Genomic DNA, 25,609 nt, shown 5'->3' on the forward strand with positions numbered 1-25,609 from the left:
TATAAAATATATTTAGGCTATCAATTATTTGATAGCCTTTTTTAATGTCAATAGATTTATTTTACTATTTTTGATAAAATTAGTCAGAAACTATTGAAAAATAAATTCTTCATATATCTATTTTTGCTACTGTTGTTCGGCTTTTTTGGTTGTTCCAAAAAAAGTGCTGAAAACATTTCTGATATTTCAGTTAAAGATAGTCTCTCATCCTATTTCTCATTAGCAAATAATTTCAATCTTCCTCGACAAAAAAGACAAGAATATAATTACAAAGCTTTTGATATAGTTGTAAATCAGGATAACGATTCGCTCAACCGTGTCAACCTTTTCAAAATTGCCAATCGATATTATAATATAAATAATTGGAAAGATTTTAATAAAACAGTACATATTGTTTTAGAAAAATCAGAAAGTGCCCATGATACTTTAAACATAACTAAGGCCTATACTTATTTAGGAGATTATTACGATTCTCAAGCAGTTTTAGACAGCGCCTTTCTATTTTATTATAAAGCAGAAAAAATGTATGTCAAACTGGGTGATAATTCTAATTTGGGTAAAATGTTAATAAACAAGGCTAATTTACAATATAAGACGGGTAATTTTTTAGAGAGCGAAAAATCAGTCTTCAATGTGTTGCGGATAACCAAAAGAGAGAAACAAATAAATAACATTTTATACGATGCTTATAACCTTCTGGGAATAATATATGGTGAGCTTGGTGAATTTGAAAATGCAATTACTTATCACAATAAAGCATTGGGGATTAGTGATGATGAAATAATACCCAAGGTATTTCAGTCAAAAGCAACAACCTATAATAATATTGGGTTTCTGTATCTAAATACTCAGAACTACTTGCTTGCAAAAAGTTATTTTCAAAAAGGATTGGAACAAAAAAACTTAAAAATGCAAAAGCCATACGTCTATGCGATGTTGTTAGATAACTTGGCCTATGCAAAATTCAAATTGAAAGAGTCGGAAAAACTTCCCGAATTATTTTATCAATCACTAAAACTGAGAGATAGTCTTAAATTAACTTCCGGCATATTTGTAAGTAAAATCCATTTATCAGAATATTTTGCCTCAAAGAAGGACGCTGTAAGGTCATTACAATATTCTAAAGAAGCACTTTTATTATCAAGAATCACGAATAATCCCCGTGATATTTTGTTGTCTCTTAAGCAATTAGCGGTTCTTGAACCTAAAAATGCTTCTGTTTATACAAAAGAATATATTCAAATCAACGAAAACTTGCAAAAAGCAGAGCGTGCAATGGGAGATAAATTCTCTCGTATAGAATATGAAACGGATCAAATAAAAGACGAAAATACCGATCTGGAGACTAAAAACAGGAATTTGTTATTTGGGTTTAGTGCTTTTGCTGTCTTGGGATTATTTTTATATGTCCTAAAAGCTCAGAAAACTAAAAATAGAGAATTACTCTTCAAACAGGAACAACAAAAGGTTAATGAAGAAATATATAATCTTATGATTTCGCAGCAAAGCACCATTGAAACCAGTAGGGTGCAAGAGAAAAAAAGAGTTGCGCAAGAATTGCATGATGGGGTTTTGGGGAGAATGTTTGGCGTACGGATGAATCTGGACGGCTTGAATAAATTCAATGATGAGCCAGCTATTAAGCAGCGAATCAGTTATCTCTCAGAATTAAAAAATATAGAACAAGATATTCGTGAAATTTCCCATGATTTGAATAGAGAAAAATCAGAATTAATTAATAACTTCGTTGCCATTGTAGATAATTTGCTCGAAGATCAAAAAAAGACATTCAAGCCAAAATTATTAGCAACGATTGACAGAACGATCAAATGGGAATTAATTAGCAATTCCGTTAAAATAAATTTGTATCGGATTATCCAAGAATCACTTCAAAATATTAATAAGTATGCTGAAGCGAATAGTATTAAAATAGAAATCAAAAAAAGGGATGGGAATTTATTTTTAACCATAACTGATGACGGAAAGGGATTTGATGTAAAGAAATCAAAAAAAGGTATAGGTTTGCAAAATATACAATCCCGTACTGCAGAATGCAATGGAACTGTTGACATACATTCAAAAAAAGGAAATGGGACAATCATAACGATTGCAGTTCCTTTTGAAAACAAACAAATACTCACATAGAAATGACAATTGCCTCAAATCTAAAGACTACAATAAAAAACAATATACTAATCGTTGATGACCACCCTTTTATTATTGAAGGATACAAAAATGCAATTACAAGGTATAATCCTAAAGACTTTGAGTTTTTAATTAGTCAGGCCAAAGATTGCGAATCGGCATATAATATAATTACCGACCCCGATACGACTGTTTTTGATATTGCTTTTTTAGATATTAGTATGCCTCCTTATGAAGAAAAAGGGATTTATAATGGCGAGGATTTGGCAAAATTGATTTCGGAATATATGCCCAGCTGTAAAATTATTTTACTTACCATGTATACCGAATTACTAAAAATAAAGACCATCATCAAAACAATTAACCCAAGTGGTTTGGTTATAAAAAATGATTTGACATTTGATGAATTGATTTTTGCTTTTGATAAGGTAATAAAAGGCAAAACATATTATAGTGAATCAGTTTTGAAAATGTTGAGCTTGTCTGAAGAAGATACTATAGAAATAGATCAATTTGACAAACAAATTTTGTTTCATTTATCGAAAGGGACAAAGTTGAATGATATACCACAATACATCCCAATATCGTTAGGTGCAATTGAACGGAGAAAAATAAATTTGAAAGAATTATTGAAGGTAGAAGAAGGCAGCGATATTGAATTAGTTCGAGAAGCTAAAAATAGAGGACTACTTTTTTAGCTTTTTGAAAATAATTAAACAAAAAAGACACTGAATAAGTGTCTTTTTTGTTTAATAAAAAAATTTATTCTTCTCGGATTGCATCCCAGCCACGAGCTTTTAAAGCAATTCTTGTATTGGCTCGAGTTACTAAGTGAATCCCTTCACTTTCTTGTGTCATGTGTCCAATGATCGTGAAATTTGGATTTCCTTTTATTTTTTCAAAATCCTCCATCGCAATAGTGAAAAGCAGTTCGTAATCTTCACCGCCATTTATCGCAACGGTCGTGCTATCAATATTGAATTCCTCACATACATTTATAAACTGAGGGTCGATAGGTAATTTGTCTTCATATAAATTACATCCCACTTTAGACTGCTTGCATAAATGCATAATTTCCGAGGATAATCCATCCGAAATATCAATCATTGAAGTTGGTTTTATCTGTAAGGCATGCAACAAAGTGCGCACATCTTTTCGGGCTTCTGGTTTTAATTGACGTTCTATAAGATACGTATATGCATCTAAATCAGGTTGTGAATTCGGATTAACCTGAAAAACTTGCTTTTCTCTTTCTAAAACCTGTAAACCCATATATGCAGCACCAAGATCACCTGTTACAACTAATAAATCCGTTTGTTTTGCGCCGTTTCTATAAACGATTTCCTCTTCATCAGCTTCACCAATAGCAGTAATACTAATTATTAATCCTTTTTGCGATGAGGTAGTATCACCACCAATAACGTCTACTTTGTATTCGTTGGCCGCATGTGTAATTCCTGCAAATAATTCGTCTAAAGCTTCTAATGGAAAACGATTAGAAACCGCAACAGAAACGGTAATTTGAGTTGCTTTAGCATTCATGGCACAGATGTCAGAGATATTAACGACCACTGCTTTGTACCCTAAATGTTTTAAGGGCATATAAGCCAAATCAAAATGTACGCCTTCAATCAGCAAATCAGTTGAGATGACTACCTTTTTATCTTTGAAATCCAAAACTGCAGCATCATCACCAATACCTTTTAGAGTTGAAGGTTGATTGATTCCAAAGTTTTTTGTCAAATGGTCAATTAGTCCAAATTCTCCTAATTGGGCGATACTTGTACGTTGTGGGGTTTTATCTTCGATCATTATTTATTATTGTTTTGAGATTGCAAATATACAAAGAAATTTTCGCCTCGAATTGTATCAAATTCTATCAATTTTATCCGACCTTTAGAGTATTAAATTTGTGAAAAATGAAGGTGTTTGATATAGTTACCATTACAGTTAACTCAGCTTTAGACAAAAGTACTCACTTTAGAGGTTTGGTTCCAGAACAGAAAATACGATGTGATGAACCGCGATTTGATGCTGGTGGAGGGGGAATCAACGTATCAAAGGCAATCTCGCGTCTAGGAGGAACTTCTTTAGCTGTCTTTACAGCTGGCGGCCCTACCGGTAAAATGCTTGAAGAATTGGTTGCTAAGGAAGGAATTGCCTTTGAAGCTGTCGCCGTTGAGAGTTGGACCAGAGAAAGTTTTGTTGCTGTGGACGATAATACTAATTCTCAATACCGTTTTGGATTTACAGGTGGAAAAATTTCCGAAGAAGAAAGTAATAAAATATTAGAAACCATAGCAGCTTTAAAGCCAAAACTTTTAGTAGCCAGCGGGAGTTTAAATGAAGGTTTATCCTTTGATTTTTATTCGAAAATTGCAGAAATTGCCAAAAAATCAAGTGCTAAATTAATTGTGGACACTTCAGGCGAAGCATTAAAAAAAGCATTAGAAATTGGTGTTTATATGATAAAACCTAATGTTGGTGAACTCGCAAAACTGATTGGTGTGGAGCGATTGGAATTGGAAGAAGTAAATGAAGCCGCCAAACAAATAATAGCTAAAGGCGGAGCTGAAATAGTAGTAGTTTCCCTTGGTCCGCAAGGTGCAGTGTTGGTTACAAAAGATGTTTACGAATTTGTTCCCGCTCCCAATGTTGCCAAAAAAAGTACAGTAGGTGCCGGCGACAGCATGGTGGGCGGAATGGTTTGGGCACTTTCGCAAAATAAAAGCCTGAAAGAAGTAATCCGTTGGGGAGTTGCCTGTGGATCCGCAGCAACGATGAATGAAGGAACCCAATTGTTTAAATTCGAAGATGCTAACCGATTGTTTGAATGGTTGAAGAATAAATAGAAATAAAAAAACCTGACAATTTTTACATCATCAGGTTTCATTTATAATTCAGAATTTAAAATAATTTTTAATCATTCAACTTCAAAACAGCCATAAACGCTTCTTGCGGAATTTCAACATTTCCAACCAATCTCATACGTTTTTTACCTTTTTTCTGTTTCTCCAATAATTTACGTTTACGGGAAATATCACCACCATAACATTTAGCGGTAACGTCTTTACGCAATGCTTTTATCGTTTCACGCGAAATTACTTTTACCCCGATAGCCGCTTGAACAGGAATGTCAAATTGTTGACGCGGAATCAATTCTTTCAATTTCTCACACATTTTTTTACCAATAGAATACGCATTATCAGCATGCATCAAGGATGACAAAGCATCAACAATCGTTGCATTCAATAAGATATCAACTTTTACCAAATTAGAAGTTCGCATTCCAATTGGCGTATAATCAAAAGAAGCATATCCTTTGGAAACTGTTTTCAAACGATCATAAAAGTCAAATACAATCTCTGCCAAAGGCATATCAAAAGTCAACTCTACGCGTTCCGTAGTCAAATACGTCTGATTAGTAATCAAGCCACGTTTTTCGATACACAAACTCATCACATTTCCAACGTAATCGGATTTAGTAATAATAGTTGCTTTTATAAAAGGCTCTTCAACATGGTCTAAACGAGAAGGCTCCGGCAAGTCCGAAGGATTATTTACTATAAGCGGTGTTGTAGGGTCTTTTTTGGTGTAAGCCAAATACGAAACGTTGGGAACGGTAGTAATCACAGTCATGTTAAACTCTCTCTCCAAACGTTCCTGGATAATTTCCATGTGTAACATTCCCAAGAATCCGCAACGGAAACCAAATCCTAAAGCTGCTGAGCTTTCCGGTAAAAAAACCAGCGAAGCGTCATTCAACTGCAGTTTTTCCATAGAGTTTCTCAACTCCTCATAATCTTCGGTATCTACAGGATAAATCCCAGCAAAAACCATTGGTTTCACGTCTTCAAAACCTTTGATTATATTCGTTGTTGGTGTTTTCGCATCCGTCAACGTATCTCCTACTTTTACTTCTTTCGCTTCCTTAATTCCAGAAATTAAATACCCAACATCACCAGCTGAAATTACTTGTTTCGGAACCTGGTTTAGTTTCAATGTACCAATTTCGTCGGCAAAATATTCATTGCCAGTCGCCATGAATTTAATTTTTTGCCCTTTTTTAATCTGTCCGTTTTTGACACGGAAAATAACTTCAATTCCACGAAACGGATTGTAATGGGAGTCAAAAATCAATGCTTGTAACGGCTCGTCCACATTTCCTGCTGGAGGTGGAATTTTTTCGATAATTGCCGCTAAAATATTTTCAACACCAAAACCAGTTTTACCCGAAGCGTGAATAATATCTTCCAATTTACATCCAAGTAAATCAATAATATCATCGCTTACTTCCTCAGGATTGGCGCTTGGTAAATCTACTTTATTCAAAACCGGAATAATTTCCAAGTCATTTTCTAGAGCCAAATATAAATTCGAAATCGTTTGTGCCTGAATACTTTGCGCCGCATCTACAATCAAAAGTGCGCCTTCACACGCCGCAATCGAACGAGAAACTTCATACGAAAAATCCACGTGTCCCGGAGTATCAATCAAGTTCAAGATATATTCTTGTCCTTTATAAGTATATTCCATCTGAATCGCGTGACTCTTAATCGTAATCCCGCGTTCGCGCTCCAAGTCCATGTTATCAAGCAATTGCGCTTTTTCTTCACGAGCGGTAACTGTTTGTGTGGCACCTAGTAATCGGTCAGCAAGCGTACTTTTCCCGTGGTCAATATGTGCAATAATGCAAAAATTCCTAATATGTTTCATGTTCTAAATAATATCAAATTTATTTGGGTTTACCCTGAATTTTTTTTAGGGCGTGACCACAAGGGTCGGGCTTTGCGCTACAATCTTTTCCCTTTTAAGAAAAAAAGGAAAAGGATTTTACTTCAATCCCTCACGCAATCGCAACAATTAATCTGCAAATATAAGCTAAATTCAACAGTTTCAAAGTCTAGAATTAGTAAACTAATAGGTTAACTCAGAAGTCTTTTCGATAACTACTTTCTGCTATTCATCTAAATGTTGTAATTTTGCACCAAATTAAATGAAGATGATCAAGATTGGCAACATAATATTACCAGATTTCCCTTTACTTCTCGCGCCTATGGAGGATGTGAGCGATCCGCCTTTTCGCAGGTTGTGTAAGATGCACGGTGCCGATATGATGTACTCTGAATTTATTTCCTCTGAAGGATTAATTCGTGACGCCATTAAAAGCCGAATGAAATTAGACATTTTCGATTATGAAAGACCTGTAGGAATCCAGATTTTTGGTGGTGATGAAGAAGCAATGGCGCTATCTTCAAAAATTGTATCTACCGTAAACCCGGATTTAATAGATATTAATTTTGGTTGCCCTGTAAAAAAAGTCGTTTGCAAAGGAGCCGGAGCTGGAGTTCTCAAAGACGTCGATTTAATGATTCGTTTAACGCAAGCAGTTATTGATAGCACACATTTACCTGTAACCGTGAAAACCCGTTTGGGTTGGGATGACAATTCCATAAATATTGATGAGGTTGCAGAGCGTTTGCAAGATATTGGTGTTGCCGCATTGAGTATACACGCCAGAACTCGTGCCCAAATGTACAAAGGCCATTCCGATTGGTCGCATATTGCCCGAGTAAAAAATAATCCAAGAATTACGATGCCTATTTTTGGTAATGGCGACATTGATTCTCCTGAAAAAGCATTGCAATATAGAAACGAATACGGTATCGACGGAATTATGATCGGTCGCGCTGCTATTGGTTATCCTTGGATTTTTGACGAAATCAAACATTACTTTAAAACTGGTGAACATTTGCCAAAACCAACCATTATTGATAGAGTTGAAGCAGTGCGAAATCACCTGACTTGGGCTATGGAATGGAAAGGTGAAAGATTAGGAATTGTAGAAACGCGCCCACATTACACCAATTATTTCAAAGGTATTCATTCTTTTAAAACGCACAAGCAACAATTGGTAACCTTAGACCGACCGGAAGAATTGTTCGCCGCTTTGAATGAAATCGAAGAAGCGTATGCGGGTTATGAGGTTATTTAAATAAGTAATTTAAACACGAATTCCACTAATTTGCACAAATTGATTCGTGTAAAATGGTGGAATTCGTGTTTTATTTTAAATGGGAAGCCTTATTCCAACAACTTTTTACTCACGCGACTACTTGCGATCAATGAAGCGACAAAACCGAGTGTAATAATGGTTGCCATAACAATCAATACGTTTTCTACTTTGAAAACCACAGGATAAGCAAGAGTTGGGGTTATCATAATAAGTTCAAATTGTTGTTGAAGCAACACAATTATAATTCCTAAAACAAGCCCTATAATTCCTCCAAAAACACTCAATAAAATGCCTTGAAGCAAGAATATTTTTCGCAAATCCTTGATTTCTGTTCCTAGATTGAACAAGGTTTTTAGATTTCCTTTTTTATCTAAAATCATCATAATCAAAGCGCCAATCAAGTTAAAAAGTGCTACGACGATTACTAAAGTAAATATTAAATAAACCGCAATATTCTCGGTATTCAACATTTTATAGAGCGACTCGTTAAGTTGAGCCCTGTTTTTTACGGTGATTTTATTGTTGAAAATGATTTGCAGTCTGCTGATGATGGAACTTTCATCAGCACCGGGTTTCACTTTAATTTCAATCCCAGAAACCTGATTGGTTTTGTATTCCAATAATTCTTGTGCTAAACCTAAATCGGCAAAAACATATTTTGAATCTAAATCTTCGCTGATGGCATAAATCCCAACAGGAATAATGTCCGTTTTGTTAAACGCTTGCTCTTCATTTTCAATGCTGCCTTTTCCTGCCTTTGGCACCATCACTTCCAACTGATTATTAAAATCAAGTAAACCCATTGAAAATTTCTGGGCAATTCCATAACCAACGACCACTTGATATGTATCTGGTTTCAGCCATTGGCCGTTGAAAAGCTTTTTTTCGATAGCGTTAACTTTGCTGAAATTAGCATCAACACCTTTTAGATAAGTGACTTCTTGTTTTCCGTCAAAAGTAAATAAGACCCGTTCCTCAATTATTTTGGTATACGAAGCAAGACCGTCAATTTTCTTGATTTGGCCTTCCTGATCAGGAGAAACGAGAAATGATTTCCCTAAAGTACTGCTTATTTTTAAATCGGGATCAATGTCATTGGTAAACGAAAGACTAAAAACTTTCAGCCCGCTAAAAACAGATAAAACCACAAACAAAGCCATTGCGCCAACAATAATTCCCATGCTGGCAATTCGATTGATGATGTTGATCGCATTGTTTTTACTGTTGCTAAGAATGTAGCGTTTAGCTATGTAAAGAGGGAAATTCAAATTTTATTGAAATCTGCGTTTGTCCAAAAGATCTCTGTTTTCTATAGGATTATCTCTGTTGGCTAGCGCATTATCAATCTTTTCAATGTAATCTAAAGAGTCGTCAATAAAGAAAACCAAATTTGGAACTTTTCTTAATTGTAAACGAACACGTTGTGATAAGTCATGTTTTATTGTTTTAGAATTGGACTTAACCGCCTCTAAAATCTCTTTTGCTTTGTCCTGAGGGAACACGCTTAAATGCACAGTAGCAACAGATAAATCTGTAGTTACAGTAACCTTGGATACCGAAATGATTAAATTAGCCAATCCGTTTTTTCTCACTTCACCTTGCAGAATATCAACCAAATCTTTTTGGATCACCCCGCCTATTTTTTTCTGTCTATTTGTTTCCATGCTGCAAAAATACTACTTTTAAGTTTTATCCCGAAGTTTCGGGACAATTTTTAAAAACAACCTAGCAATAGTTGTATTTTTAGAAGCTATTTCCTGCTGTACACTGTATCTTTTTAGAAGGTGATGAAAAAATCACCTTCTAAAAAGGATGCCGTTTCCATCAGGGCTAGGGACTTATCGAAATTAACATTATTAGATTAATGTATAAAATTAACACATTCCAAAAACTTATATTTTCTTAAATGACTTATATGGTTTAAAATCTATTTTGTCAAAAAAACATCAAAATGCAAAGACCTTCCTTCTCCATATACGATGCATCAGCAGGTTCCGGAAAAACTTATGCGCTTGTCAAAGAATACCTAAAAATCATCCTTGTTGCCAAAAAGAATGACGCCTATCGAAACATTCTCGCCATTACGTTTACCAACAAAGCGGTTCACGAAATGAAAAGCAGAATAGTAGGCAGTTTATCCGAATTTGCCAAAGACGAACCAAGTTCAAAAGCGCAAGATTTAATGCAGGATTTAGCCATAGATACGGAATTGTCTATTATTCAAATCAAAACGAAATCAAAACAAATCATCAAGCATATTATTCACAATTATGCTGCTTTTGATATCTCTACGATTGATAAATTCACCCATAAAGTGATTCGGGCTTTTGCCCATGATTTGAATTTACCCATGACTTTTGAAGTCACATTGGATACCGAAAATTTGTTGATAGAAGCCGTCGATGCTATTATCGCGCAAGCCGGAGAAGATGAAACATTAACCAAGCTGTTAATCGATTTCACGATGGAAAAAACGGATGATGACAAATCTTGGGATATTTCACGAGAGATCCTCGATACCGGTCGTTTGGTTTTAAACGAAAATAATCGAAACGAAATCTCGCATTTTCAAGATAAATCCATCGCTGAGTTTGTTGAAATAAAAAACAAATTATCTGAAGCCTGCAAAGTTTTGGAAAAAGAAAGCGTTGTTTTTGCTGAAGAAGCATTGTCATTAATAGATAAAAACGGAATTGATACTAAATCATTTTCGGCGGGACATTTCCCCAAACATTTGTTGAGTATTGAAGAAGGAAAATTCAATCCAAAAAACAAAACCTATCACGAATTTGACGATATAAAAATCAATAAAACGGCAAGAGACCGAGCGATTATTGAAAACATAATCCCGGATTTATTGCAGATTTTGGACCGAATTTATAAAACTTTCGAAAAAAGAGATTTTTACAAAGCTTTTCTAAAAAATATTACGCCATTATCATTACTGAATACGGTGAGCAATGAATTAGCAAAAATTCAAAGCGAGCAAAATGTGCTTTCCATTTCGGAATTTAACGCTATAATCCACAGGGAAATTCAAAACCAGCCGGCGCCTTTTATATACGAGCGATTGGGAGAGCGCTACCGTCATTTTTTTATTGACGAATTCCAGGATACGTCCGAAATGCAATGGCAGAATTTAATTCCGCTTATTGATAATGCCACTTCCAGTGAAATTGATGGCGAAAAAGGAACTTTGATGATTGTAGGAGATCCAAAACAATCTATTTACAGATGGCGTGGCGGAAAAGCGGAGCAATTTATCGACTTAAGCAAAGACCAAAATCCGTTCAATAATCCAGAGAAAGTTCTGGAACATTTAGATAAAAACTATAGAAGTTATTCTCAGGTAATTGAATTCAACAATGATCTTTTTCAATTATTATCAAATGAATTCGAACATTTAGATTATAAAGATTTATACGAAAATCACAGTCACCAGAAGACAAATGATAAAAAGGGCGGTTATGTAAATATTTCGTTTATTCCAAAAGTGGAAACTTCAGAAGACGAGGAAGAAGCCTTGGATAAAACCGAATTATATGTTTTAGCGACATTAAACACGATCCAAAAAGTAATTCGGGAAGGTTTTGAATACAAAGACATCGTGATTCTGACAAGGAAACGAAGCCAGGGAATTGCGATTGCCAATTATTTGACGGAACAAAAAATTCCGCTTTTGTCATCAGAAACCTTGATGATACAAAACGCAACAGAAGTTAGATTGATTATTCATTTATTAAAATATTTGAAAAACATTTCTGATTTGGAATCTAAAGCAAATTTTCTTCAATATTTAGCTCAGAATATTCAGGATCAATTACCTGTTCATGATTTTATTGCTAAAGGAATGTCTTTATTTCAGGAAACTGATTTCGAAGAGTGGTTAATGAGTTTCGATGTTTCACTTTCGTTTCAAAACATTAGAAAAAAATCATTGTATGAAGCGGTGGAGGTTATTATTTCGAAATTCCTTAATCCAAAAATAAGTAATGCTTACGTTCAATATTTCCTCGACATAGTTCTCGAGCGAGACATTCGTAACCAAGCAGGAATTTCTGATTTTATAAATTTTTGGGACAAAAATGCCGAGAAATTCAGCATTCCTTCCCCAGAAGGAAATAATGCCGTTCGGATTATGACCATTCATAAATCGAAAGGTTTGGAATTTCCGGTGGTTATTTTTCCTTTTGCTGAGGAAGATTACAATAGAAAGCCCAAAGATAAACTATGGCTCAACGCCGAAGAGGAAACTATAGGATTGCCTAAGGTTTTAATTGACAATAGTAGCGCTGTTGAAGGTTTCGGGGAGGAAGCATCATTGGTTTATAATCAAAAGAAGCAAGAGGAATTGTTGGACAATATCAATGTTTTGTATGTCGCTTTAACCCGAGCCGAAGAACAGTTATATATAATTTCAAACATGAATTTGTCCCGAAAAGGGGAAGTTCCAAAAAATAATATGTGTGCTTTTTTTATTAATTATTTGATGAATAAAGGAGAGTTTGACGAAAGTAAATTGGAGTATGAATTTGGGAATTCGACAAAATTATCTGATGAAAAGAAGCATGTCGATACTTCTAAAACGATTTCTTTGGTGACAGAAATTCTCAACCCAAAAAACATAAAAATTGCACAACGCGAAGCTCTTATGTGGGGAACGCACCAGCAGGAAGCCATAGAGTACGGAAATTTAGTTCATGAAATTTTATCTTTTGTAAAAACAAAAACTGATGTTGATTTAGCGATTACCAAATCTATCGAGAGTGGATTAATCACTTTTAGCCAAAAAGAAACGGTTTATGAAAGCATTCAGGAAATTGTTAATCATAGTGAACTTTTGGCTTATTTTTCTGAGGGGAATCAGGTTTTAAACGAACAAACGATAATCCAAAAACAAGGAAAAACCATCAAGCCGGACCGAATGACGATAAACAAAGATAATGAGGTGTTTTTATTGGATTATAAAACTGGAACTCACAATTCAAAATACCAATTGCAATTGGAGAATTATCAACACGCTATAGAATTAATGGGATATAAAGTAGTAAAAAAAGCGCTTGTGTATATAGGTTCAGCAATCGATGTAGTACATTTGTAGCCTAATTTATAAACTTGGGCTTTTATGTCATCAGACAAGGCTTTAAATATTAAACTTTAACAATATCATGTACGGAAAAATACAACAACACCTGCAATCAGAACTTCAAACTATTGTAGATAACGGAATTTTTAAATCAGAAAGAATAATCACTTCACCGCAAGGAGCCGAAATCACGATTTCAACAGGAGAAAAAGTTTTAAATTTTTGTGCCAATAATTATCTTGGATTGTCATCTCATCCTGAGGTAATACAAGCAGCTAAGGATGCCTTGGATACGCATGGCTTCGGAATGTCATCCGTGCGTTTTATTTGTGGAACTCAGGATATCCACAAGACATTGGAAAAAAAGATTTCTGAATTTTACGGAACGGAAGATACTATTCTTTATGCAGCTGCTTTTGATGCTAATGGTGGGGTTTTTGAGCCACTTTTAGGAGAACAAGACTGCATTATCTCGGATAGTTTAAATCATGCTTCTATTATCGACGGGGTTCGTTTGTGTAAAGCGGCACGCTATCGCTATGAAAATAGCAATATGGAAGATTTGGAACAACAACTGATTAAAGCTACAGAAGATGGAAGTCGTTTTAAATTAATTGTTACGGACGGTGTTTTCTCAATGGATGGAGTAGTGGCGCCCTTAGATAAAATTTGTGATTTAGCTGATAAATATGATGCTATGGTCATGGTTGACGAATGTCACGCTGCCGGATTTATTGGTGCAACTGGAAAAGGAACTCTAGAAGCGAAAGGTGTAATGGGGCGTGTGGATATTATTACAGGAACTTTAGGGAAAGCGCTTGGAGGAGCTATGGGCGGTTATACAACAGCCAAAAAAGAGATTATTGAAATATTACGTCAACGATCCAGACCTTATTTATTTTCAAATTCATTGGCTCCTGCCATTGTTGGAGCTTCCATAAAAGTTTTTGAAATTTTAGAAAGAGATACTGTTTTACGTGATAAATTAGAATGGAATACTAATTATTTCAAGGAAGGAATGAAAAAAGCCGGTTTTGATATCATTGATGGCGATTCAGCGATCGTTCCGGTAATGTTATATGATGCCAAATTGTCACAGAATATGGCAAATGAGCTGTTGAAAAAAGGAATTTACGTAATTGGCTTCTTTTTTCCGGTGGTTCCAAAAGATAAGGCTAGAATTAGAGTTCAATTATCAGCGGCTCACACTAAAACTCACTTAGATATAGCAATTAATGCTTTTATTGAAGTGGGTAAGATGCTAAAAGTTATATAATTTTCATTTGAAGTTATATAATTTCCACTTTTGGTATAATTTGTAGGTTTATTTTAACATTTCATTTTGTATTTATAAAATTACGCATTACTTTTGTTTGTAATTAACTAATTATTTAATTAAAAAAAATAAGTATGAAACATCTTAACAAACTTTTATTTGCTGTAATGGTGGTGATGGGATTAAGCTCTCACGCACAAGACAGTAACAACCCATGGGCAATCTCTTTTGGAGTTAATGCTGTTGACACCAGAACAAGTGCTGGTGGCGGAAAAAATTGGGCAGATCGTCATTTTTCTCAACCATTTGCTGTAAAAGACAACTGGAACATTCTTCCTTCAGTATCTTATCTTTCTGTATCAAGATTTGTAGGAGATGGTTTCACTTTTGGAGTTCAAGGTTCTGTAAACAAAATTACTAAATATGTTCAATTTGCTCCAAATGCTGTTGGTCATGATTCTCGTGGTTACATCATAACTAACCCTGGTGACTTAATGTATTATGGTATTGATGGAGCTATTAGATATAGTTTTATGAATTTACTTAAATCTAAAGTAATTGATCCTTCCCTATCTGTTGGTGGTGGATATACTTTCTTTGGAGACAGTAGCTACGGAACTGTTAACCCAGGTGCTGGTTTAACTTTTTGGTTTACGGATAACATAGGTTTATCTTTTGCTACAGCATACAAAAAATCATTTGGTGATAGAGAAGATGCTGCTGGAAAACCTGATGCTCCATCACATTTCCAACATACTGCTGGACTTACTTTCAAATTTGGTGGTAAAGATACAGATGGTGATGGAATTTATGACAAAGATGATGCTTGTCCAGAAGTTGCTGGTTTAAAACAATTCAACGGATGTCCTGACACTGATGGAGACGGTATTCAAGATAGTGAGGATGCTTGTCCTGATGTTGCTGGTTTAGCTGCATTAAAAGGTTGTCCTGATACTGACGGAGATGGTATTGCTGATAAAGATGATGCTTGTCCAGAAGTTGCTGGTTTAGCCGCATTGAATGGTTGTCCAGATGCTGACGGAGATGGCGTTGCTGATAAAGATGACAAATGTCCTACAGTTGCAGGTCCTAAAGAAAACGCAGGTTGTCCTTGGCCAGATACTGACGGAGATGGTGTTTTAGACAAAGATGACAAATGTATCGATGTTAGAGGTACAGTTGCTAATCAAGGTTGTCCTGAAGTTTCTGAGGAAGTTATGATGAAATTAAATGAGTACAGTAGAACAATCTTGTTTGATTCTGGAAAAGCTACTTTCAAAAAACAAACTTACCCAACTTTACAGTCAATCACTGCAATCTTAAAAGAATACCCTTATTCAAGATTCTTGATTGAAGGTCATACTGATAGCGATGGTACTAACGCAATGAACCAAACTTTATCTCAAAATAGAGCTCATGCGGTTCAAAATTACTTAATTGAGAATGGTATTGCTGCTGATAGATTGTCTCATGAAGGTTACGGTGAAACTAAACCAATTGATACAAATAAAACTGCTAAAGGAAAAGCACACAACAGAAGAGTTGAAATTTCTTTAATAAAAGAATAAATTTTTCTAAAATATTTATGGAAAACGCCTCGATTTATCGGGGCGTTTTTTTTATTTTTATAAAATGACAAATACTCCTTTTTTAGATAAAATAGCCACCGTTTTAATTGAAAATTATTCAGATAAACTTTCCGATGTGATAGTTGTATTGCCAAACAAACGAGCCAAAATATTTTTGATAGAAGCTCTAAAGAATAAAGTTTCAACTAACATACTTTCACCAGAAATTATTAGTGTTGAAGATTTTATTCAGGATATTTCCAGTATTCGATCCATAGATCCAATCGAATTGTTGTTTGAGTTTTATGAAGTCTATTTGTCAATTACCGAAAAATCAAATCAACAGTCGTTTGAGCTTTTTGCAAATTGGGCAAAAACATTGTTGCAGGATTTTAATGAAATCGATCGGTATTTACTTGATGCCGCTTATGTTTTGTCTTATCTGAAAGACATTGAAGATATAAAAAAGTGGGGAATTGAAGTGGAAAACAAGACCGCATTATTGGAGAAATATATTGATTTTTGGAAATTACTGCCTAACTATTATCAATCACTTTACTGTCATTTATTGAATAAAGGAATTGGTTATCAAGGTCTGATTTATCGCGAGGCCGTAAATAACTTAAGCCATTTCTCTAATTCAATTTCAAATAAACATTTTGTTTTTGCTGGATTTAATGCTTTGAATGCCGCCGAAGAAAAAATTATACAACATTTAATCGCTTCGGATTGCGCCAAGATATATTGGGATGTTGACCAAACCTTTCTAAATGACCCGTATCATGACGCAGGATTGTTTGTAAGACGTTTTAAGGAAAGCTGGAAGTATTATAAATCGAATCCTTTTGAATGGATTGTAAATGATTTTTCGCAAACTAAAAACATTCATGTTATAGGCACGCCAAAGTCAATTGGTCAAGCTAAAATCACCGGAAGCATTATAGAAAATATTATAAATGATAATCCCGCTGCGTCATTAGATAAAGTAGCGGTTGTTCTGGGCGAGGAAAATTTATTGGTTCCACTTTTGTATTCTTTGCCATCAAGTGTAGGAGCCTTAAATATAACCATGGGCTATTCAAGTAAAAATAATCCAGCTCAGATTTTGATTGCTAAATTGTTCAAAATGCATACGAATGCTTTGTCCAGAAATGCGAAAGATTATGTTTTGTATTATAAAGATGTACTCGACATTTTAACGCATCCTTTAGTGGAGCCTTATGCGAAAACCAGTACGTTAGTCAATACAATTAATAAAAATAATTATACTTTTATTACTCATAAAAAGCTGCTTGAACTCCATTCAGATCCAACTGATTTATTTTTATTGCTGTTTAAAAAATGGGAAAATGGCTCCATTCCAGTATTAGAGACTATTTCTAAACTGTTACAAAGAATAAAAGAAAATTTGAGTAATGATAACGAGGAAGAAAAAATTACCAAAGCTTTTGTCTTTGCTATTTTTAAAACAATTAATAAACTGATCAATTATTATTCTCAACACAAACACATCGATAAAATTGAAACGCTTTATGCTATTTACAAACAAGTAATTGATTTAGCTGAGGTTTCTTTTGAAGGAGAACCTTTGAATGGTTTGCAAATTATGGGTGTATTGGAAAGTCGTGTATTGGATTTTGACACTGTTATTGTTACTTCAATGAATGAAGGGAAATTTCCTGCCGGGAAATCCCAAAATTCTTTTATTCCCTATGATGTGAAAAGAGAATTGGGCCTGCCAACTTTCAAAGAGAAAGATGCTATTTATACCTATCATTTTTATCACTTGTTGCAACGGGCCTCAACTATTTATCTGCTTTATAATACGGAAAGCGAAGGATTGGATGCGGGTGAAAAAAGTAGATTCATCACCCAACTGGAAGTTGAAAAGCAAAAAAATCATACATTAACGCACGAAATTTACAATGCTGTTTTGCCTGAAACTGCATATCAACCAATGGTAATTCCAAAGTCTGAAAGTGTGATGGTGCGATTGAAGGAAATTGCTGAGAAGGGGTTTTCACCATCGGCACTGACGAGTTATATCCGTAATCCGATTCAGTTTTATTTCCAAAAGATATTGCGCATCAGCGAAGTTGAAGAAGTCGAAGAAAACATAGCTTTGAATACTTTGGGAACCATTATACATGAAACTTTGAAAGTTTTATACGAACCATTCATTGGTAAATTTATTTCGGAAAGTGATATTTTAAACTGTTTCAAACAAATAGACGCTGAAGTCTTGAAACAGTTCAAATTGGTTTATAAAGAAGGTGAAATTAAAAAAGGACGCAATCTTTTGGCTTTTGAAGTTGCGAAACGCAATGTTTCTAATTTCCTCAAAGTGGAATTGGAAAGTATTAAAAATGGCGATGCAATTAAAATCTTAGCTCTAGAAAAAACTTTTGAAAGAACATTGTCTCACCCTAGCTTGCCTTTTCCGGTATTGATAAAAGGAAATGTTGACAGAATCGAAGAACACAACGGAACGATCCGAATTATCGATTATAAAACGGGTAAAGTTGATAAAGCAAATGTTATTCTTAAAACCTGGAAAGGTTTAACAGAAGACATCAAAAGTGATAAAATTATACAGGTTTTGGCGTATGCGTATATGTATGAGCAGGAGGCGAAAGGAAAGCCGATAGAAGCAGGGATTATTTCCTTTAAGAATTTAAAAGGAGGATTTCTTCCGTTTGCTTTTAAAGAAGCAAAAGAAATGAATTCAATTATAAACGAGGAGGTTTTATCCAATTATTTGGAACAAATTGTCTTGTTGTTGAATGAAATTTTAGATGTGACTATTCCCTTTCAAGAGAAAATAATTTAAATTCTTTTAAAAAACAACAACAATACTCTCAATAATTCTTCTTGGTTTTCAATGTGGCTCATGTGACCGTCTGGAAAAGTAACGAGTTTAACTTCGGTGTTTTCTATTTGTTCTTTGGTTTCTGGGTAATTTAAAACAGGATCTTTTTTTCCAAGAATTAGCATTTTTGGATAAGGCGTAAGGTGCAATAAAACTTCTCGATCTTTTCTGATTTTCATTCCTTCCAATGAAGCTACAATTCCTTGAAGCGGTGTTTTTAAAGCTTTGATTTTTACACTTTCTATTTGTGATGAAAGTCTTTCTCTGTTATCTTCGCTAAATAAGTTAGTAATGGATAACGACACAAAATTTATAAAAGATTGCTTTACCGCTTTAATGGCTCGATCGCGATTTATTTTTCGTTCTTCACTATCTCCTTTTGCAGTTGAATTCAATAAAACTAATCCTTTTAACTTTTCAGGATACAATTCTGCGAAAGCCAAAGCGACATAACCACCCATAGAATGTCCAACAAAAATGGCCTTACGAATGCGCAATGCTGATAGAACTTGGTGAACTGCATCTGCATTTTCCTCCATCGTTTGCACATATCCTAAACATTCTGTTTCGCCATGACCCAATAAATCGATAGCAATTACCCGATTTTTTTTAGCCAACTCTGGAATGTAAAATTCCCACATCGTTTTGTTTTCCAGAAAACCATGAAGCAGAACAATAGCGGCGCCTTTCCCAGTATCGGAATAGGAGATGTTGGTGTTTTTAAAGAGAATTTGTTTCAAAGTAAGGGTTTAAAGTACAAAAGTAACATTTTATTTTTTTATGATTATCCATTATATTAGCCGTTTAAAATGGTGGACAGGAATTAAACGAAAAACACTAAAATTCGTTTAAGAGAATTATTAAGCAAAATGTGTTTTTAACCATATAAGAAATAGAAGTTTATATAAGAATTACCATTATTTCGTACATGGTTGAAATAAAAAACGACTTCCATTCCTGAAAGCCGTTATTATTTTGTCATTTCGACGAAGGAGAAATCACATCCTTTACTTTTATAATGAGATCCCTCCTTTGTCGGGATGACAGCTAGAAGTAATGCTTTACAGACTAAAATCGATTATCCCCGTCAAGAAGACTTCCTAATCCGCCCAATAAACTGCCTTCCTCCCGCTTTTGGTGCAGATGCGATGATTCGATCCGTTAGTCGGCTGAAAGGCAAGGGTTGCAAATAAACCGTCCCCGGACCGCAAAGCGTGGCATAAAATAAGCCTTCGCCACCAAAAATGGAATTCTTGATGCCACCAATAAACTCAATGTCATAATCCACATCTTTGGTGAAACCTACAATGCAGCCGGTGTGTACTTTTAGAATTTCGCCAGCTGCTAATTCTTTTTTGGCCAATGTTCCTCCGGTATTTACAAACGCCAGACCGTCGCCGTCAATTTTTTGCATGATGAATCCTTCGCCACCAAACAATCCACGTCCGAGTTTTTTAGAGAATTCAATTCCTATAGAAACGCCTTTGGCAGCGCAAAGGAAAGCATCTTTCTGGCAAATGAATTTTCCTCCAAATTGCGTCAAGTCTATTGGAATTATTTTCCCAGGATAAGGCGATGCAAAGGAAACTTTGCTTTTACTATTGTTTTGATTGATGAATTCAGTCATAAACAGACTTTCGCTTGTAAGAACTCTTTTTCCGGCATTCAGAAGTTTGCCAAACAATCCAGATTGTTGTTCTGAACCATCTCCAAAAATGGTTTCCATTTGGATATTGTTGTCCATCATCACAAAGCTTCCGGCTTCGGCAATTACGATTTCCTGTGGATCTAATTCTATTTCTACATATTGCATTTCCTCGCCATATATGTGGTAATCTATTTCGTGTGCTTGCATGATTTCTGTACTTAAAGTTTTTTAAATAAGTCGGAAGCTTGAATATAAAGTTAGAGATTTAAGATGAATTTTGGAATTGATATTTTGGAGTTATAACTTTTCTCGTTGAAGCGCGCAAGGGATAGCAGCGGAAAGCCCACAGTCTCGTCTTTTTGGACGAGACGAGGACTTCTAGCGGATAGCCCGACGCAGCCGGAGTTTACGGAGGTTGGGTTGCGCCCAAAAAAAATCGGTTCACATTGCTGTAAACCGATTTGTTATTTGTAATCTAAAATTTTTATGCGTTCATCAAGGTTTCAATTTCGTCTACTTCAATTGGAATATTGCGCATCATGTTGAAGGGTTCGCCGCTTTCCTGAACAATTATATTATCCTCTAATCGAATTCCGAAACCTTCAGCTGGAATATAGATTCCCGGTTCTACCGTGAAAACCATGTTAGCTTGCATAGGTTCTGTTAAAATTCCGTAATCGTGCGTGTCCAATCCCATGTGGTGGGAGGTTCCGTGCATGAAATATTTTTTATAGGCTGGCCAGTCTGGGTTTTCGTTTTGCACATCAGCTTTGTCGATTAGTCCTAAACCTAACAACTCAGAAGTCATGATTTTCCCTACTTCAATGTGGTATTGTTTCCAAAGTGTTCCCGGAGCAAGCATTTTGGTCGCTTCATTTTTTACACGCAAAACAGCATTGTAAACGTCTTTTTGTCTGCTAGTAAATTTTCCCGAAACTGGAATGGTACGCGTCATATCGCTGGAATAATTAGCATATTCGGCAGCAACATCCAGTAAAATCAAATCGCCAGCGTAACATTGTTGGTTGTTTTCGATATAATGCAACACATTAGCATTGTTTCCCGAAGCGATAATAGGTGTGTAAGCAAAACCTTTGGAACGATTGCGAATGAATTCGTGAATCAGTTCGGCTTCAATTTCATATTCGGTGACGTTGGGTTTGACGAAAGGTAATAATCGTCTAAAACCAAGTTCTGTAATATCACATGCTTTTTGGATTAAATCCAATTCTTCACTTTCCTTTACAGAACGAAGGCGTTGTAATATAGGATTACTTTTTGCGACCGCATGAGCTGGGTATTTCTCTTTCCACCATTTTACAAAACGGGCTTCGCGGGTTTCGGTTTCTACGGTTGCACGATAATGCTCATTCGTATTGATGTAAATTGTATCGGAATGTGTCATCATTTCGAATAAAATTTTTTCAAATTCGGGCAGCCAATATACAGTTCTGATTCCAGAAACTTCCAAAGCGCGCTCTTTAGTCAGTTTTTCACCTTCCCAAATTGCAATGTGTTCGCTGGTTTCTTTCAGGAATAACATCTCTCTTTGGTGTTCGTAAGGCGCATCAGGAAAAAGCAATAAAATACTTTCTTCTTGATCGACTCCGCTTAAATAAAATATATCTCGGTGTTGCGCAAAAGGCAAAGTACTGTCTGCAGAAACGGGATAAATATCGTTGGAGTTAAATATAGCTACACTTTTTGGCTTCATTTGAGCCGTGAATTTAGCACGATTTTTTATAAATAAGTCACGGTCAATTTGATGGTATTTCATTTGTTGAATTTTATATTTTTTTTGTCAAATGTAATTCGCATAGAGCTACTATTGGTATTTACGCCATTTCTCTTTATGCTTATTTCATATCAATTGTGTTTAAACTTTTAATTACTCAAAAATAGTAAGTTTAAATCATTTTAGTTACGAATTTGGCAAAATTATATAAAAAAACACAAAACGTAGTAGGTTGAAATTTGTTTTTCAGACCAAATACATTTTGTGTTCTTAACTATTTTGTTTTCTTAAAACTGCGCTACTTCAGTAGAATCTTTCATGGCTGTTGTTGAAGATTTTCCTGTGGTAACCGTATTTTGAACGGCATCAAAGTAAGATGTTCCTACGAAACCTTGATGTTTTACGGCTTTGAAACCATGTTTTTGCAAAGCAAATTCTCTTTCCTGTAATTCAGAATAACCGGCCATTCCTCTTTCTTTGTATGCTTTTGATAATTCGAACATACTGGTGTTTAGCGCATGGAATCCGGCTAATGTGATGAATTGAAATTTATAACCCATTGCGGCAAGATCTTCTCTGAACGTTTCCATTTCGGCAACAGATAATTTTGCAGCCCAGTTGAACGATGGCGAGCAGTTGTATGCTAACATTTTGCCTGGGAATTCTTTGTGAATGGCATCTGCAAATTGTTTGGCGTAAGCCAAGTCAGGATTGCTGGTTTCCATCCAAATTAAATCAGCATAAGGTGCGTAGCTCAATCCTCTGTCAATTCCTTGTTCAACTCCGCAATTTACATAGAAAAATCCTTCTCCGGTTTTCTCGCCTGTAATGAATTTTGCGTCTCTAGGATCGATGTCGCTTGTCAATAAATTGGCAGCATCAGCATCGGTTCGAGCAACAATTAAAGTTGGCGTTCCCATAACGTCAGCTGCTAATCTTGCAGCAATCAGTTTGTTGATTGCTTCTTGAGTAGGAACTAATACTTTTCCGCCCAAGTGACCGCATTTTTTCGCAGAACTCAATTGATCTTCAAAGTGAACACCGGCAGCGCCAGCTTCAATCATAGATTTCATTAATTCGAAAGCATTTAGATTGCCTCCAAAACCAGCTTCGGCGTCAGCAACTATAGGAACTAAATATTGTTTTTTATCGGTCGTTCCGTTTACAACTTGTATTTGATCGGCGCGTAAAAGTGCGTTATTGATTCGTTTTACTACCAACGGAACGCTGTTTGCAGGGTATAAAGATTGGTCAGGGTACATTTCGCCTGCAACATTTGCGTCAGCGGCAACTTGCCATCCGCTTAAATAGATTGCGTCAAGACCTGCTTCAACTTCTTGAATTGCTTGATTGCCTGTTAGTGCACCAAGTCCAGCTACAAAATCTTGAGAATTAAGTTTATTCCATAGGTTGTTAGCTCCAATTTTTGCGACGCTGTGTTCTATGATGTAAGACCCTTGTAATTTGATAACTTCCTCAGCAGTATAAGGGCGTTCTACTCCTTTCCATCTTGGGTTAGTGATCCAGTCTGCAACTAATTCTTGAATTCTTGTTTCTGTTGTTTTCATTTTTCTGCGTTTTTATGGTTGTTTGTTAATAGTTTTTTTATTTATATTGATTTTATTGCAATTGATATTGGAATTTTAAATGTATTTATATCCTAGAGTGGTCAAAAATTCGATGAAATTATCATTTACCACTAAGATGTCTAATAGTTGTTCTGCCAATCTGTATTTTTGTTTTTCATGATTTTCATCTCCAACATGTTTTCTAATTTTTTCAAATTCTTCCATTGCCATTCGGTGGTAGTATTTTTCGTTTAATACTTTTTGATTGTCTAATACTACTTCGTTTTTAAGCCATTGCCACAATTGTGATCTTGATATTTCAGCAGTTGCAGCGTCTTCCATTAAATGGTGTAATGCTGCGGCGCCTTGTCCGTTTAGCCAGGATGCGATATACAAAATAGAAATGCTGATATTTTTTCGAACTCCTTCTTCGGTGATTGTTCCTTTTGGAATTTCTAGTAAATCTTTTTCGCTAACGTGTACATCTTCTCTTTTTACATGAATTTGGTTTTCTGTTGGCATGTATTTGTCGAAAACTGTCATGGCTAATGAAACCAAGTCAGGATGCGCAACCCAAGTTCCGTCATGTCCGTTCTTTACCTCACGTTCTTTGTCGGCGATTACTTTATTGAAAGCAATTGTGTTCGCTTCATCATCGTTTTTGATTGGAATTTGAGCGGCCATTCCGCCTATTGCATGAATATTACGTTTGTGACATCTTTGAATAACTAGCTGCGAGTATGCGCTCATAAATGGAGAAGTCATTGTTACTTGATCTCTATTTGGAACAATAAAAGCCGGGTTATTTCTTAATTTTTTGATGTAAGAAAAAATGTAATCCCATCTTCCGCAATTAAGGCCAACAATATGATCTTTTAGTTCAAAAATGATTTCGTCCAATTGAAAACTGGCTGTTATGGTTTCGATTAAAACAGTTGCTTTGAATGTTCCGTTTGGCACTCCCAAATATTCCTGTGTAAACTCGAAAACTTCATTCCACCATCTTGCTTCTAAATAATGCTCCAATTTTGGAATATAAAAATAGGGAGCAGTTCCATCTTCTATAAGCTGTTTGTAATTATGGAAAGCATACAATCCAAAATCAATAAGTGATCCTGAAGCTTGCTCGCCATCAATCAAAATATTTTTTTCCGGCAAATGCAATCCTCTAGGGCGAACTATTAAAACCGCCGTCTTTTCATTTAGGCTGTATTTTTTATTTTTTTTAGTGTCTTCTAAAGTGATGGTTCTGTTTACTGCATCTTTCAAGTTTTGTTGTCCGCTCATCAAATTACTCCATGTTGGTGAAGTGCTATCTTCGAAATCGGCCATGAAAGTTTTTGCTCCCGAATTAAGTGCATTAATGACCATCTTTCTATCAACAGGACCGGTTATTTCCACTCTTCTGTCTAATAAATCTTTTGGAGTTTTTCCGGCTTGCCAATTGCTTTCTCTGACGCTTTTTGTTTCGGCAGGAAAACTTGGTAATGTTCCTTGGTCAAATAGGACCTGTTGTTTTTTTCGGTCTTCTAATAACGAAAGTCTTTTGCTATTAAATTTCAGATGCAAATCTGTTAAAAAATCAATGGCCTCATCCGTCAATATTTCAGGATAATGGTGATTCGTTTCAGTTGATAATTGAAGTAATCTTTCGGTTGTTTCGTTTTGGTGTATCATGGCTAATTCGTTTTACATGAC

General features: G+C 35.3%; 16 protein-coding genes and 1 pseudogene. 8 read left to right on the forward strand and 9 right to left on the reverse strand.

The genetic code is table 11. The annotated features are described in order from the left end of the window. The first annotated feature begins 123 nt into the window (after positions 1–123). Together ACFX5F_RS00565 and ACFX5F_RS00570 are read left to right on the forward strand one after the other, a co-directional pair. Positions 124–2,145 carry a tetratricopeptide repeat-containing sensor histidine kinase gene (locus ACFX5F_RS00565; protein ID WP_379848908.1) on the forward strand — a complete coding sequence of 674 codons (2,022 nt, stop codon included), beginning with the start codon at positions 124–126 and terminating at the stop codon, positions 2,143–2,145. 2 nt (positions 2,146–2,147) lie between these two features. Continuing rightward, positions 2,148–2,843 carry a response regulator gene (locus ACFX5F_RS00570; protein WP_073209094.1) on the forward strand — a complete coding sequence of 232 codons (696 nt, stop codon included), beginning with the start codon at positions 2,148–2,150 and terminating at the stop codon, positions 2,841–2,843. 64 nt (positions 2,844–2,907) lie between these two features. Here ACFX5F_RS00570 and thiL read toward each other — a convergent pair whose 3' ends face one another. Then, positions 2,908–3,957 (reverse strand): thiamine-phosphate kinase, encoded by a 1,050-nt coding sequence (gene thiL, locus ACFX5F_RS00575; RefSeq protein WP_379848910.1) that lies wholly within the window; start codon positions 3,955–3,957, stop codon positions 2,908–2,910. A gap of 107 nt (positions 3,958–4,064) precedes the next feature. On the opposite strand from thiL, the gene ACFX5F_RS00580 reads away from it, so the two are divergent. Continuing rightward, positions 4,065–4,997, forward strand: coding sequence for a 1-phosphofructokinase family hexose kinase (locus tag ACFX5F_RS00580; protein ID WP_379848912.1), 933 nt, complete (start codon positions 4,065–4,067; stop codon positions 4,995–4,997). A 67-nt stretch (positions 4,998–5,064) separates the two neighbouring features. Here the strand turns inward: ACFX5F_RS00580 and lepA are convergent, their stop codons facing one another. Next, positions 5,065–6,861 carry a translation elongation factor 4 gene (lepA, locus tag ACFX5F_RS00585; RefSeq protein ID WP_379848914.1) on the reverse strand — a complete coding sequence of 599 codons (1,797 nt, stop codon included), beginning with the start codon at positions 6,859–6,861 and terminating at the stop codon, positions 5,065–5,067. Between the two features lie 286 nt (positions 6,862–7,147). Between lepA and dusB the strand changes: the two genes are divergently transcribed. Next, positions 7,148–8,140 (forward strand): tRNA dihydrouridine synthase DusB, encoded by a 993-nt coding sequence (gene dusB / locus ACFX5F_RS00590; RefSeq protein ID WP_379848916.1) that lies wholly within the window; start codon positions 7,148–7,150, stop codon positions 8,138–8,140. An 89-nt stretch (positions 8,141–8,229) separates the two neighbouring features. Here the strand turns inward: dusB and ACFX5F_RS00595 are convergent, their stop codons facing one another. Then, positions 8,230–9,429, reverse strand: a complete 1,200-nt coding sequence (locus tag ACFX5F_RS00595; RefSeq protein WP_379848918.1) for an ABC transporter permease — start codon at positions 9,427–9,429, stop codon at positions 8,230–8,232. Between the two features lie 3 nt (positions 9,430–9,432). Beyond that, positions 9,433–9,825 (reverse strand): 30S ribosome-binding factor RbfA, encoded by a 393-nt coding sequence (gene rbfA, locus ACFX5F_RS00600; protein ID WP_073209072.1) that lies wholly within the window; start codon positions 9,823–9,825, stop codon positions 9,433–9,435. A gap of 287 nt (positions 9,826–10,112) precedes the next feature. Between rbfA and ACFX5F_RS00605 the strand changes: the two genes are divergently transcribed. From ACFX5F_RS00605 to ACFX5F_RS00620, 4 genes are all read left to right on the forward strand, one after another. Beyond that, positions 10,113–13,262 (forward strand): UvrD-helicase domain-containing protein, encoded by a 3,150-nt coding sequence (locus ACFX5F_RS00605; RefSeq protein WP_379848920.1) that lies wholly within the window; start codon positions 10,113–10,115, stop codon positions 13,260–13,262. Positions 13,263–13,329: 67 nt separating this feature from the next. Next, entirely contained in the window at positions 13,330–14,523 is a 1,194-nt protein-coding gene (gene kbl / locus ACFX5F_RS00610; protein WP_379848922.1) for a glycine C-acetyltransferase, read from the forward strand. A gap of 134 nt (positions 14,524–14,657) precedes the next feature. Further along, positions 14,658–16,091, forward strand: coding sequence for an OmpA family protein (locus ACFX5F_RS00615; protein ID WP_379848924.1), 1,434 nt, complete (start codon positions 14,658–14,660; stop codon positions 16,089–16,091). 64 nt (positions 16,092–16,155) lie between these two features. After that, complete coding sequence (locus ACFX5F_RS00620; RefSeq protein ID WP_379848926.1) at positions 16,156–18,921, forward strand: PD-(D/E)XK nuclease family protein; 2,766 nt, start codon at positions 16,156–16,158, stop codon at positions 18,919–18,921. Here the strand turns inward: ACFX5F_RS00620 and ACFX5F_RS00625 are convergent. The 5 genes and pseudogenes from ACFX5F_RS00625 to aceB all read right to left on the reverse strand — a co-directional run bounded on the left by ACFX5F_RS00625 (position 18,918) and on the right by aceB (position 25,588). Beyond that, positions 18,918–19,700, reverse strand: coding sequence for an alpha/beta fold hydrolase (locus tag ACFX5F_RS00625; RefSeq protein ID WP_379848928.1), 783 nt, complete (start codon positions 19,698–19,700; stop codon positions 18,918–18,920). The genes ACFX5F_RS00620 and ACFX5F_RS00625 overlap by 4 nt on opposite strands. A gap of 328 nt (positions 19,701–20,028) precedes the next feature. Further along, positions 20,029–20,815: pseudogene (locus ACFX5F_RS00630) on the reverse strand (TIGR00266 family protein). A 277-nt stretch (positions 20,816–21,092) separates the two neighbouring features. After that, complete coding sequence (locus tag ACFX5F_RS00635) at positions 21,093–22,385, reverse strand: aminopeptidase P family protein (RefSeq protein WP_379848930.1); 1,293 nt, start codon at positions 22,383–22,385, stop codon at positions 21,093–21,095. Positions 22,386–22,630: 245 nt separating this feature from the next. Further along, positions 22,631–23,911, reverse strand: coding sequence for an isocitrate lyase (gene aceA, locus ACFX5F_RS00640; RefSeq protein ID WP_196851240.1), 1,281 nt, complete (start codon positions 23,909–23,911; stop codon positions 22,631–22,633). Between the two features lie 75 nt (positions 23,912–23,986). Beyond that, complete coding sequence (aceB, locus tag ACFX5F_RS00645) at positions 23,987–25,588, reverse strand: malate synthase A (protein WP_379848932.1); 1,602 nt, start codon at positions 25,586–25,588, stop codon at positions 23,987–23,989. Positions 25,589–25,609: the final 21 nt, after the last annotated feature.

Source organism: Flavobacterium zhoui (genome assembly GCF_042787235.1).
Lineage (GTDB): Bacteria > Bacteroidota > Bacteroidia > Flavobacteriales > Flavobacteriaceae > Flavobacterium > Flavobacterium zhoui.

Coding starts and splice junctions, on each gene's coding strand:
- ACFX5F_RS00570 (WP_073209094.1), top strand. CDS start 2,148: ATGACAATTGCCTCAAATCTAAAGACTACAATAAAAAACAATATACTA.
- thiL (WP_379848910.1), bottom strand. CDS start 3,957: ATGATCGAAGATAAAACCCCACAACGTACAAGTATCGCCCAATTAGGA.
- ACFX5F_RS00580 (WP_379848912.1), top strand. CDS start 4,065: ATGAAGGTGTTTGATATAGTTACCATTACAGTTAACTCAGCTTTAGAC.
- lepA (WP_379848914.1), bottom strand. CDS start 6,861: ATGAAACATATTAGGAATTTTTGCATTATTGCACATATTGACCACGGG.
- dusB (WP_379848916.1), top strand. CDS start 7,148: ATGATCAAGATTGGCAACATAATATTACCAGATTTCCCTTTACTTCTC.
- rbfA (WP_073209072.1), bottom strand. CDS start 9,825: ATGGAAACAAATAGACAGAAAAAAATAGGCGGGGTGATCCAAAAAGAT.
- ACFX5F_RS00605 (WP_379848920.1), top strand. CDS start 10,113: ATGCAAAGACCTTCCTTCTCCATATACGATGCATCAGCAGGTTCCGGA.
- kbl (WP_379848922.1), top strand. CDS start 13,330: ATGTACGGAAAAATACAACAACACCTGCAATCAGAACTTCAAACTATT.
- ACFX5F_RS00615 (WP_379848924.1), top strand. CDS start 14,658: ATGAAACATCTTAACAAACTTTTATTTGCTGTAATGGTGGTGATGGGA.
- ACFX5F_RS00620 (WP_379848926.1), top strand. CDS start 16,156: ATGACAAATACTCCTTTTTTAGATAAAATAGCCACCGTTTTAATTGAA.
- ACFX5F_RS00635 (WP_379848930.1), bottom strand. CDS start 22,385: ATGAAATACCATCAAATTGACCGTGACTTATTTATAAAAAATCGTGCT.
- aceA (WP_196851240.1), bottom strand. CDS start 23,911: ATGAAAACAACAGAAACAAGAATTCAAGAATTAGTTGCAGACTGGATC.
- aceB (WP_379848932.1), bottom strand. CDS start 25,588: ATGATACACCAAAACGAAACAACCGAAAGATTACTTCAATTATCAACT.